This window comes from Micromonospora sp. SD12, from assembly GCF_052068495.1.
GTDB lineage: Bacteria > Actinomycetota > Actinomycetes > Mycobacteriales > Micromonosporaceae > Micromonospora > Micromonospora echinofusca.
The window spans coordinates 21565-33265 of the sequence record NZ_JBQHDF010000018.1 but is presented as its reverse complement, the minus strand read 5'-3'; the positions used below and the strand labels follow the sequence as shown (position 1 = coordinate 33265).

The window sequence follows — 11701 nt, the reverse complement described above, 5'->3', positions numbered from 1 at the left end:
GATGGGGGGTTCCGTGCCGAAGATCCAGGCGCCCACGGTGGCCGAGCACCGTGCCCGGCAGCGGCGGGCGATCCTGGCGGCGGCCCGGGAGATCCTCGCGGAGAGCGGGGCGCGGGCGCCGAGCCTGGCCGAGGTGGGCAAGCGGACAGGCCTGGCGCGCCCCAGCGTCTACCAGTACTTCAAGTCGCGGGAGGACCTGCTCAACGCCGTCATCGCCGACATGTTCCCGGAGTGGTCGGCGTACGTCACGCAGCAGATGGACCGGGCCACCGACCCGGGCGGGCGGGTGCTGGCCTACGTCGAGGCCAACCTGCGGCTCGTCGCGCAGGGCGAGCACGCGGTCATGCGCGGGCTCGCCGCCAGCGTGCCGGGCGCCGTCCTCGCCGAGGAGAGTCGCGTCCTGCACGACCAGTTGCGTACGCCGCTGGTGGCGGCCCTGGCCGAGCACGGCGCGAGCGACCCGGCCGCCGCGGCGGAGCTGGTCCAGGCGGTGGTCTACGCGTCCTCACAGATGATCGAGAACGGCACCCCGGAAGCCGCCGTGCTCGCCCTCACCCGGGAGCTTCTGGGCCCCTACCTACGACAGCAGGGCTGAGCGTCACCGGTGTCCGGCGGCGGCCCGGCGGACCAGCCGGCGCGCCTCGTCGCGGGGGACGCCCCTGGCGCGCAGCAGGTCGTTGGCGATGGTCCGCAGCTGGGACACGACGATGGTGCCGGAGAAGCCCATGTCCTGGCGGCACGCCTCACCGGCCTCCCGGACCGCCACCAGCACCCGCTCCTCCCCCGGCCGGTCGGGCGGCTTACCCGCCGACGGCTGGGGTAGTCGTCGCCGGAACTCCGGCTCCCGGGCCGGTGACGTCGAGGGCGTCGAGCAGACCCAGCAGTCCGGCCAGGACGACGGCCTCGTCGCGTTCCAGCGTGATGCTGCGGGTGGCGTCGGGGTCCTCGCCGTCGGAGTGGACCAGCTCGCGCCGGCCGCCCGCGTGGTGGGTCACCACCCCGACGCGCAGTCCGGCGGCGGTGGTGAACATGCGGCGGGTGCCGATGCCGGGCAGCGGGGTCAGTTCGACGTCCATCGGAAACTCCAGGGGATGCGGGGAGGGGCCGGGACGGTTCGGTCCCGGCGCGGTGCGGTGGGGCGGCGCGGTGGGGCGACCGCACGGCACCGCAGGCCGTGCGGTCGCCCCACCGCCTCAGCCGGTGAGCAGCAGGCGCAGGCCGACGAGCGTGGCCAGGTGCGGATCGATGGGCATCGTGACGACCCGACCGGTCAGCGCCGCCAGTCGGGCGCCGAGTTCGGGGTGCACGGCCCCGCCGCCGGTGATCAGCAGCCGGCGGCGCCCCGGCCACACGGGCCGCGCCCCCAGGCGTCGTACCGCGGCGGCGATCAGCGGCACCTGGTCGAGGGCGTTGGGCACGTCGACGCGCTCGGCCGCCTCGACCGCGCGGTCGGCGATGTGGGCGATCTCGGTGCGGCCCTGTCCGATGTCGACGGCCACCACGTCGTCGCCGTCGAGGTCGGCCCGGCAGGCCAGGGCGGCGGCCAGCGGTTCCTCCACCGTGGCGACGCGCCCGCCGAACGCGTGGCGGACCGCCGCGACGAGGAGGTCCTTCTGCCGCAGCGTGGCGGTGGCCGGCACGCCGACCACGACCGGGGAGACGTCGTCGCCGGGCCGTCCGCTGGCCGCGGCCACCACCCGCAGCAGGTGTACGCAGGCGAAGAAGTCGGTCACCACGCCGTGCCGCACCGGCCACGCCAGTTTCACGTCACCGGTGTCGCGCATCGCGATGGCGGCCCGCCCGACGGCCTGGGCGCCGGCCGAGTTCCACGCGACGACGGCGGGCTCGGCGACGACCGTGCCGGACGTCGGCGTCCACAGCCGCACCGTCGAGGTGCCCAGGTCGAGGGCGACGGGATGGCGCAGGCCGAGGCGGGCGTACGCGCCGGGGGCCAGCATGCTCACCACCCCCGTCGCGGGGCGGGCATGACCCGGGCTCCGTCGCCGACGGAGCGGGGCAGGATGGATCGATCGTGGTGCAGGGTGGGCATGGCGCTCCAAGCCACGGGCCCGCGTCGTGGGACGCGGGAAGGCGGACGGGCTTCAGACGGCGAACGTCAGTCCGGGCGGAGCGCGGTCGGCCGACCACGCGGGCACGCAGCCGGGGACGGCCCGTCGCGTACGCCGGAACACGATGCACAGCCCGACGGCCCGCGCCGCGGAGAGGACCACGACCAGCACGGTCAGCATCAGCAGCGCCGGCAGCGAGACCCGCTTGCCGGCGCGGCGGAGGCCGTGCCGATCCTGCATGGGCCCACCATAGCCGGGCGACCGGCCGGCCAGCCACGCCGTCACCCGACGGGCCACCGACAGCCGACAGCCGACAGGCGGGCGGCGGGCGGCGGGCGGGCGGTAGTACGGCCGCGACAGGCGGGCGTGTGCTGAGCGGCGAGCGGCAGCGGGGGCGCGCTGGTGGGGCGGGCGGCGGTCGGGGCGGGCCCGTCGTCCCGGCGTACCGGGCCGGTCGGCCCTGCCGACGGTGCCGCGGCCGCGCCGAGGATGGGACCGGACGCCACCGGATCCTGGAGATGATCAGCATGTGCAACTACTGCGGCTGCCGCGAGTTCCCTCTGATCGGCCGGTTCTCGGTCGAGCACGAGGCGATCGCCAACGCCGCCGGCCGGCTGCGCGACGCGGTACGGGCCGGGGGCGCGGACGCGCCGGCGGCGCTCAACGCCCTGCTGGCTTTGCTGATCCCGCACACCGCCACGGAGGAGGAGGGACTCTTCGCCGAACTGCGGGCGGAAGGCAGCCTGGCCGACGCGGTGGAGAAGCTCTGCGCCGAGCACGAGGACATCCACGGTGTGCTCGGCGCCGTCGACCGCTGCGCGCCGGACTGGCCGGCGGTGCTGGCCGCCCTGGACCGGCTGCACCGGCACATCGACAACGAGGAGCACGGGCTCTTCCCGGCCGCGGTGATCGCGCTGCCCATCCCGGCGTGGGACCGGATCACCCCGACGGCCGGCGCCGCGCGGTAGGTCGCGTCGGAGGCCGGCACCACCGCGCGCGGCCGAAATGCCGACCGGCACGGCGCGAAGCACCGCCACCGGGACACGGCCGGAACACCTGATGATCTCGGGACCTTCGGCCCGGTTGCCCGGGGCGGCTGATCGCGACGATGGCTCCGGGCCCCCGCCTCCGGTTGCGCTTCGGCGTATTCGCCGCAAATGTGGGGCTCACGGTGATCTACCGGAGGGATGGGCCTTATGTCACGAGCTACCGAGGGAGCCGGGCGGGCGCTGCTGGCGGTCGGCGGCCTGGTGCGCCGGGCCGAGGTGTCCGCCGACGGCCGGACGCTGCACCAGATCGGCGGCCGGGAGGCGGACGCGTTCTACCGGGACCGCTGGTCCTACGACAAGGTGGTGCGCTCCACGCACGGCGTCAACTGCACCGGCTCGTGCTCCTGGAAGGTGTACGTCAAGGACGGCATCATCACCTGGGAGCAGCAGCAGACCGACTACCCGAGCGTCGGGCCGGACCGGCCGGAGTACGAGCCGCGCGGCTGTCCCCGGGGCGCCGCCTTCTCCTGGTACACCTACTCCCCCACCCGGGTGCGCTACCCGTACGCCCGGGGTGTGCTGGTGCAGATGTACCGCGAGGCCAAGGCCCGCCTCGGTGACCCGGTCGCCGCGTGGGCGGACATCCAGGCCGACCCGGAGCGCCGCCGCCGCTACCAGAAGGCGCGCGGCAAGGGCGGCCTGGTGCGCATCGGCTGGGACGAGGCACAGGAGATGGTCGCCACCGCGCACGTGCACGCGATCGCCGAGTACGGCCCCGACCGGGTCGCCGGCTTCTCCCCGATCCCGGCGATGTCGATGGTGTCGCACGCCGTCGGCGCCCGGTTCGTGTCGCTGCTCGGCGGGTCGATGCTGTCCTTCTACGACTGGTACGCCGACCTGCCGGTGGCCTCCCCGCAGGTCTTCGGCGACCAGACCGACGTGCCCGAGTCCGGCGACTGGTGGGACGCCTCCTACTTCGTCATGTGGGGCTCCAACGTCCCGGTGACCCGCACCCCCGACGCGCACTGGATGGCCGAGGCGCGCTACCGGGGCCAGAAGGTCGTGGTGGTCAGCCCGGACTTCGCCGACAACGTGAAGTTCGCCGACGAGTGGATGCCCGCCCAGCCGGGCACCGACGGCGCGCTGGCGATGGCGATGGGGCACGTGATCCTCAAGGAGTTCTTCGTCGACCGGCGCACCCCGCGCTTCGTCGACTACGTGCGCCGCTTCACCGACCTGCCGTTCCTGGTGACGCTGGAGCCCGGCGCGGACGGCGCGTACCGGCCGGGCAAGTTCCTGACGGCCGAGGACCTGGGCGGGACCGGGAAGGAGGCGGCCTTCAAGACGGTGCTCTGGGACTCCGCCACCGACGCGCCCGCCGTGCCGCGCGGCAGCCTCGGGCACCGCTGGGGCGAGCAGGACGGGCAGTGGAACCTCGACCTGGGCGACCTGGAGCCGGCACTGACCTGCCTGGGCGCCGGCGCGGCGGTCGAGGTGGAGCTGCCCCGCTTCGACACCGACACCCCGCAGGTGCTGCGCCGCGGCGTGCCGACCCGGAGGATTCGGCGGACGGCGGCGAGCGCGAGGAGCGAGCTTGCGAGCCCCGCAGTCGCGAGCGAAGAGATCATCGTGACCAGCGTGTTCGACCTGCTGCTGGCCCAGTACGGGGTGGCCCGCGACGGGCTGCCCGGGCAGTGGCCGGCGGGCTACGACGACGTCGCGTCGCCGTACACGCCGGCGTGGCAGGAGCCGGTCACCGGGGTGCCGGCGGCGCAGGTGGCCCGGGTGGCGCGGGAGTTCGCCGACAACGCGGAGCGCTCCGGCGGCCGGTCGATGATCCTGCTCGGCGCCGGCACCAACCACTGGTTCCACTCCGACGCCACCTACCGGGCGATCCTGGCGCTGGTGACGCTCACCGGCTGCCAGGGCGTCAACGGCGGCGGCTGGGCGCACTACGTCGGGCAGGAGAAGTGCCGCCCGGCGACCGGCTGGGCGCAGCTCGCGTTCGGCCTGGACTGGGTGCGCCCGCCACGGCAGATGATCGGCACCGCCTTCTGGTACGTGCACACCGACCAGTGGCGCTACGACACCTACTCCGCCGACGTGGTCTCCTCCCCCGTCGGCACGGGCGCCTTCGCCGGCAAGCACACCATGGACCTGCTGGCCCAGTCGGCGCGCTCGGGCTGGATGCCGTCGATGCCCACTTTCGACCGCAGCCCGCTCGACCTGGCCGACGAGGCCCTGGCCGCCCGCCCCGACGACCCGGGCGGCTGGGTGGCCGAGCAGCTCGGCGAGGGGCGGCTGCGCTTCGCCTGCACCGACCCGGACGCGCCGGAGAACTGGCCTCGGGTGCTGACCGTGTGGCGGGCCAACCTGCTCGGCTCGTCGGCGAAGGGCAACGAGTACTTCCTGCGGCACCTGCTGGGCACCGACGCCAACCTGCGCGCCGACGAGGCTCCGGAGGAGCTGCGGCCGAAGGACGTGACCTGGCGGGACGAGGCGCCGGAGGGCAAGCTCGACCTGCTGCTGTCGCTGGACTTCCGGATGACCTCCACGACGCTCTTCTCCGACGTCGTGCTGCCGGCCGCCACCTGGTACGAGAAGCACGACCTGAGCAGCACCGACATGCACCCATTCGTGCACGCGTTCACCCCGGCGATCAACCCGCCGTGGCAGACCCGCACCGACTTCGACGCCTTCCACGGCATCGCCCGCGCGTTCTCGACGCTGGCGCAGCGGCACCTCGGCGTACGCAAGGATCTCGTCGCGGCGCCGCTGCTGCACGACACCCCGGACGCGATGGCGACCCCGCACGGCCGGGTGCGCGACTGGGCGGCCGAGGGTGAGACGCCGGTGCCCGGCCGCACGATGCCGAAGCTGCTGGTGGTGGAACGCGACTACGGCGCGGTCGCGGACAAGCTGGCCGCGCTCGGCCCGCTGATGGACACCCTCGGCACGTCCGGCAAGGGGGTGGCGGTCGACGTCACGCCGGAGGTCGCGTACCTGCGGCGCAGGAACGGCGAGGTGCGCGGCGGGGTGGCCGACGGGCGGCCGTCGCTGGCGACGGACGTGCACGCCTGCGAGGCGATCCTCGCCCTCTCCGGCACCACCAACGGCCGCGTCGCCACCGCCGGCTTCCGCGACGTGGAGAAGCGCACCGGCGTACGCCTGGCGGACCTGGCCGCCGAGCACGAGGGCAAGCAGATCACCTTCGCCGACACCCAGTCCCGCCCGGTGCCGGTGATCACGAGCCCGGAGTGGTCCGGCAGCGAGCACGGCGGTCGCCGCTACTCGCCGTTCACCATCAACACCGAGCGGCTCAAGCCGTGGCACACCCTGACCGGGCGGCAGCACTTCTTCCTCGACCACGACTGGATGCACGAGGCCGGCGAGGCGCTGCCGATCTTCCGCCCGCCGCTGGACATGCACCGCCTCTTCGGCGAGCCGAGGCTCGGCCGCAACGGCGAGCTGGAGATCACCGTCCGGTACCTCACCCCGCACTCGAAGTGGTCGATCCACTCGGAGTACCAGGACAACCTGCTGATGCTGACGCTGTCGCGCGGCGGGCCGACGATGTGGATGAGCGAGGCCGACGCCGCGAAGATCGGCGTACGGGACAACGAGTGGATCGAGGCGGTCAACCGCAACGGCGTTGTTGTCTGCCGGGCCGTGGTCAGCCACAAGATGCCCGAGGGGACGGTCTACATGTACCACGCCCAGGAGCGGGTGATCGACGTGCCGAAGGCCGAGGTCAACGGCCGGCGCGGCGGCATCCACAACTCCCTGACCCGGCTGCTGGTCAAGCCCACCCACCTCATCGGCGGGTACGCCCAGTTGTCGTTCGCGTTCAACTATCTCGGGCCCACCGGCAACCAGCGCGACGAGGTCACCGTGATCCGCCGCCGTTCGCAGGAGGTGCAGTACTGATGCGCGTGATGGCCCAGATGGCGATGGTGATGAACCTCGACAAGTGCATCGGCTGCCACACCTGCTCGGTGACGTGCAAGCAGGCGTGGACCAACCGGTCCGGCGTCGAGTACGTCTGGTTCAACAACGTGGAGACCCGGCCCGGCCAGGGCTACCCGCGCACGTACGAGGACCAGCAGCGGTGGCAGGGCGGCTGGGTGCGCACCCGCTCGGGCAAGCTGAAGCCGCGCTCCGGCGGGCGGGTGAAGAAGATGTTCGGCATCTTCGCCAACCCGAAGCTGCCGTCCATGCAGGACTACTACGAGCCGTGGACGTACGACTACGAGCACCTGCTCACCGCGCCGGCGGGGGACGACACGCCCGTCGCCCGGCCGAAGTCCCTGCTCACCGGCCAGGACACGAAGATCACCTGGAGCGCCAACTGGGACGACTCGCTCGCCGGCGGCAACGAGATCGCCGCCGGCGACCCGGTGCTGGCGAAGGTCTCCGACCAGGTGAAGCAGGAGTTCGAGAAGACGTTCATGTTCTTCCTGCCGCGCATCTGCGAGCACTGCCTCAACCCGTCCTGCGCGGCGTCCTGCCCCTCGGGGGCGATCTACAAGCGCGCCGAGGACGGCATCGTGCTGGTCGACCAGGACCGGTGCCGGGGGTGGCGGATGTGCGTGACGGGCTGCCCGTACAAGAAGGTCTACTTCAACCACCGCACCGGCAAGGCCGAGAAGTGCACGTTCTGCTTCCCGCGCATCGAGATCGGCCAGCCGACCATCTGCTCCGAGACCTGCGTGGGCCGCCTGCGCTACCTGGGGCTGATGCTCTACGACGTCGACCGGGTCGCCGAGGCCGCGGCCGTCAAGGACGAGGTCGACCTCTACGCCGCGCAGCGTTCGGTCTTCCTCGACCCGCACGACCCGGCCGTGGTCGAGGCCGCGCGGGCCGCCGGCATCCCCGACGACTGGATCGACGCCGCGCGGCGCTCCCCGATCTGGGACCTGATCATGAAGTACGAGGTGGCGCTGCCGCTGCATCCGGAGTACCGGACCATGCCGATGGTCTGGTACATCCCGCCGCTGTCGCCGGTGGCCGACGTGCTGCGCGACACCGGCCACGACGCGGAGGACGCGGGCAACCTCTTCGGCGCGATCGACGCGCTGCGCATCCCGGTGGAGTACCTCGCCGAGCTGTTCAGCGCCGGCGACCCCGCCCCGGTGCGCGACGTGCTCAACCGGCTCGCGGCGATGCGCTCGTACCAGCGCCGGATCAACCTGGGCGAGGCGCCCGACGAGTCGATCGCCGCCGCCGTGGGCATGACCGGTGAGCAGATGGACGAGATGTACCGGCTGCTGGCCATCGCCAAGTACGAGCAGCGCTACATCATCCCGGCGGCGCACGCCGAGGACGCGCACCGGCTGGAGAAGATCGCCACCGAGTGCAGCCTCGACTACGAGGGCGGCCCGGGCATGGGCGGCGGCGGCCCGTACGGGCAGGGTCCCTTCGGGGAGTCGTCGGGCACGCCGGTGCCCGTGCAGGTGGAGACCTTCCACATGCTGCGCGACCGGCAGACCGCGGACGGTTTCACCGATCCCGGCGACGAGCCGCGCCGGGTGAACCTGCTGAACTGGGACGGCAAGGGCACCCCGAGAGGGCTCTTCCCGCCCCGGCCACGAGACGCCGAGCAGGACGGGGAGGGACGATGAGCGGGCCCGTCTGGCGGGCGGTGGCGGCGCGGGCCGCGTCGCTGCTGCTGCGCTATCCCGACGAGGAGGTCATGGCGGCGCTGCCGGTGCTGCGCGCCGCCCTCGACGAACTTCCGGCGGCGGTCGCCGGGCCCCTGCGCGAGGTGGTCGCGTACCGCGAGGGCACCGGGGCCGGCCAGCTCCGCTCGGCGTACGTCGAGCTGTTCGACTTCCGCCGCCGCTGTTGCCTGCACCTGACGTACTACACCTGCGGGGACACCCGTAAGCGGGGCGAGGCCCTCGTCGGCTTCACCGCCGCGTACAAGCGGGCGGGCCTCGAGGTGGTCGACGGCGAGCTGCCCGACTTCCTGCCCGCGGTGCTCGACCTGTCCGCCGCCGACGACGGCGGGTGGCGGCTGCTGCGCGACAACCGGGTCGGCCTGGACCTGCTGGTGGAGGCGCTGGGCCGGGAGAGGTCGGCGTACCAGCACGCGGTGGCCGCCGTGCGGGAGATGCTGCCGCCCGCCGGGCCGGCGGAGCTGAGCGCCGCCGCCCGGCTGGCCCGCACCGGCCCGCCCGTGGAGCAGGTCGGCCTGGAGCCGTTCGGGCTCGTCGACACCACGACTCCGGGCGGTCGCCGGTGAGCGCGAGGAACGCAGCGCAGCGGAGTACCGCAGTCGCGAACGAGGAGGGGCACCGATGAACACGCTGCTGTGGGTCGTGTACCCGTACCTGTCCCTGGTGGTGCTGGTCGGGGGGCTGATCTGGCGGCACCGGTACGACAAGTTCGGCTGGACCACCCGCTCCTCGCAGCTCTACGAGAGCACGATCCTGCGGTGGGGCAGCCCGCTGTTCCACTTCGGGGTGCTGATGGTCCTGATCGGACACGTCGGTGGCCTGCTGATCCCCGAGTCGTGGACCGAGGCGGTCGGCATCACCGAGCACGGCTACCACCTGATGGCCGTGTTCATCGGCACGATGGCCGGTTTCTGCACCCTCATCGGCCTGGGCATCCTCATCGCGCGGCGGCGGCTCACCGGCCCGGTCTTCGCCGCCACCACCCGCAACGACAAGGCCATGTACGTGGTGCTCGCCGGCGTGATCGTGCTCGGCCTGTGGGCGACCGTACGCGCCAACGTGTCGGGGCCGGGCTACAACTACCGCGAGACGATCTCCCCGTGGTTCCGGTCGCTGTTCTACCTGAGCCCGGACCCGGAGATCATGGCCGGCGTGCCGGTGGCCTTCCAGATCCACATCCTGGCGGCGTTCGCCCTCTTCGCGTTCTGGCCCTTCACCCGGCTGGTGCACGCGTTCAGCGCGCCGGTGGGCTACGCCACCCGCCCGTACGTCGTCTACCGCAGCCGCGACGAGCGGCCCGGGTTGCGCCCGGGTCGCCCCGGCTGGGAGGGCCCGCCGAAGCTGCCCACCCCGCGCTCCGGGCGCAGCCGCTCGCGCCGGTGACGGCCGGACCAGACGATTCGACGGAGAGCAGCCATGAGCATCCTCCCTGACGGACAGCCGACGCAGGCGACCTCCACGCCGGGTGCGGCCTCCCGCGGCGCTGGCGGCGGACCGGTGCCGGGCAGATCGGGCGCCACCACCCAGCTCGTCCTGGCCACCCTCGGTTTCCTGGTCAACTTCTGGGGCTGGGCGCTGCTGGGCCCGCTGGGACCGGGTATCAAGGACCGCCTCGACCTCAGCTTCGCCGCGCAGTCCCTGCTGGTGGCCGTACCGGTGATGGTCGGGTCGCTGGGCCGCATCCCGGTCGGCGCCCTGACCGACCGCTACGGCGCCCGGGTGGTCTTCCCGCTGGTCACGCTCGCCACGATCGTGCCGGTGCTGACCCTCAGCGTGGTCTCCTCCTATCCGGCGCTGATCGTGACGGGTTTCTTCCTGGGCATCGGCGGCACCGCCTTCGCCGTCGGCGTGCCGCTGGTCTCCGGCTGGTACCCGCCCGCGCGGCGCGGGTTCGCGATCGGCGTGTTCGGCATCGGCATGGGCGGCACGGCGATCGCCAACTTCACCACCGTCCGGCTCGCCGACGCCTACGGCTCCCGGGCGCCGTTCCTGCTGGTGGCCGCGATCCTCGCGGGCTACGCGGTGCTGTCGTTCCTGCTGCTGCGCGACGCGCCGGGGCGCGTCCGGCCGACCGGGTCGGCGTGGGCACGCCTCGCCGCGGTGGGCCGGCTGACCGTGACGTGGCAGTTGTGCTTCCTGTACGCGGTCGGCTTCGGTGGGTTCGTGGCCTTCAGCGTGTACCTGCCCGCGTACCTGAGCACCGCCTACGGGCTGGACGCCGCCGACGGCGCGTTGCGCACCGCCGGGTTCGTGGTCCTCGCCGTCCTCGCCCGCCCGCTGGGCGGCTGGCTCTCCGACCGGCTGCACCCGGTGCCCGTCCTGGTCTGGTGCTTCGCGGGGGTGGCCGCGTTCGCGGTGGTGCAGGCCTTCGAGCCGGCCCTGCTGCCCGTGGCGACCGTCGCGCTGCTCGGGATGGCGGTGCTGCTCGGCGCATCCAGCGGGGCCGTCTTCGCCCTCGTCGGCAGGGTCGCCCCGGCCGATCAGGTGGGCGCGGTCACCGGCCTGGTCGGCGCCGCCGGTGGGCTGGGCGGGTTCGTCCCGCCGCTGGTGATGGGCTGGGTGTACGGCGTGCAGGGGTCGTACGCCATCGGCCTGATGCTGCTCTCCGACGTCGCGCTGGCGGCGGCGGTGTTCACGGCGGTGAAGATGGGCGGCCTGGCCAGGCGCGACGCCTGAAGGCCGGGCGGAGCGGCCCGGAAACCCTTCCCGAGGCGTTACGGAAGCACTCCGAAAAATCCGGTCGACGGACACTCACACCGATCACACGAGGATCGGTGCGGGTGTCCGTCTTCGTCTCTGCGACTCCACTGACCTGCCATCTGGCGCGGGCATGTCGCGACAGGAGGCACCTTAGCTATCGTTAGTTTTCCGGAAATTCTTGCTCGTGCATGTATCGCGCTGCCATACTCCACATCCACCGGGGTCGATGACGGTGGGTTCGCGGCCCGTGCGCCGCAGCCCGCCG

Annotated in this window: 11 protein-coding genes; 7 read left to right on the top strand and 4 right to left on the bottom strand. The window is 73.1% G+C overall.

The window, feature by feature from the left end; genetic code table 11:
- The first annotated feature begins 13 nt into the window (after positions 1 to 13).
- Entirely contained in the window at positions 14 to 595 is a 582-nt protein-coding gene (locus ACTMS2_RS24770; RefSeq protein ID WP_101409688.1) for a TetR/AcrR family transcriptional regulator, read from the top strand.
- A 3-nt stretch (positions 596 to 598) separates the two neighbouring features.
- On the opposite strand, the gene ACTMS2_RS24765 is transcribed toward ACTMS2_RS24770, so the two are convergent.
- The 4 genes from ACTMS2_RS24765 to ACTMS2_RS24750 all read right to left on the bottom strand — a co-directional run bounded on the left by ACTMS2_RS24765 (position 599) and on the right by ACTMS2_RS24750 (position 2309).
- A complete protein-coding gene (locus ACTMS2_RS24765; RefSeq protein WP_441177536.1) occupies positions 599 to 772 on the bottom strand; it encodes a hypothetical protein in 174 nt (57 codons plus the stop codon).
- 28 nt (positions 773 to 800) lie between these two features.
- Entirely contained in the window at positions 801 to 1076 is a 276-nt protein-coding gene (locus ACTMS2_RS24760) for a potassium transporter TrkA (protein ID WP_357718634.1), read from the bottom strand.
- A 117-nt stretch (positions 1077 to 1193) separates the two neighbouring features.
- Positions 1194 to 1958, bottom strand: coding sequence for a rod shape-determining protein (locus tag ACTMS2_RS24755; protein WP_441177535.1), 765 nt, complete (start codon positions 1956 to 1958; stop codon positions 1194 to 1196).
- A 144-nt stretch (positions 1959 to 2102) separates the two neighbouring features.
- Positions 2103 to 2309 carry a hypothetical protein gene (locus ACTMS2_RS24750; protein ID WP_441177534.1) on the bottom strand — a complete coding sequence of 69 codons (207 nt, stop codon included), beginning with the start codon at positions 2307 to 2309 and terminating at the stop codon, positions 2103 to 2105.
- Positions 2310 to 2596: 287 nt separating this feature from the next.
- Between ACTMS2_RS24750 and ACTMS2_RS24745 the strand changes: the two genes are divergently transcribed.
- The 6 genes from ACTMS2_RS24745 (at position 2597) to ACTMS2_RS24720 (ending at position 11412) form a co-directional block, all read left to right on the top strand.
- Positions 2597 to 3037 (top strand): hemerythrin domain-containing protein, encoded by a 441-nt coding sequence (locus tag ACTMS2_RS24745; protein ID WP_441177603.1) that lies wholly within the window; start codon positions 2597 to 2599, stop codon positions 3035 to 3037.
- Positions 3038 to 3265: 228 nt separating this feature from the next.
- Positions 3266 to 6985 carry a nitrate reductase subunit alpha gene (locus tag ACTMS2_RS24740; protein WP_441177533.1) on the top strand — a complete coding sequence of 1240 codons (3720 nt, stop codon included), beginning with the start codon at positions 3266 to 3268 and terminating at the stop codon, positions 6983 to 6985.
- Positions 6985 to 8679, top strand: coding sequence for a nitrate reductase subunit beta (gene narH, locus ACTMS2_RS24735; protein ID WP_441177532.1), 1695 nt, complete (start codon positions 6985 to 6987; stop codon positions 8677 to 8679). The genes ACTMS2_RS24740 and narH overlap by 1 nt, the downstream gene beginning before the upstream one ends.
- Positions 8676 to 9302: a nitrate reductase molybdenum cofactor assembly chaperone gene (narJ, locus tag ACTMS2_RS24730; protein WP_441177531.1), complete on the top strand. Its 627-nt coding sequence runs from the start codon at positions 8676 to 8678 to the stop codon at positions 9300 to 9302. Before narH ends, narJ begins: the two co-directional genes overlap by 4 nt.
- A 55-nt stretch (positions 9303 to 9357) precedes the next feature.
- Positions 9358 to 10119, top strand: coding sequence for a respiratory nitrate reductase subunit gamma (gene narI / locus ACTMS2_RS24725; protein ID WP_441177530.1), 762 nt, complete (start codon positions 9358 to 9360; stop codon positions 10117 to 10119).
- Between the two features lie 33 nt (positions 10120 to 10152).
- Positions 10153 to 11412 carry an MFS transporter gene (locus tag ACTMS2_RS24720; RefSeq protein ID WP_441177529.1) on the top strand — a complete coding sequence of 420 codons (1260 nt, stop codon included), beginning with the start codon at positions 10153 to 10155 and terminating at the stop codon, positions 11410 to 11412.
- Positions 11413 to 11701 lie beyond the last annotated feature (289 nt).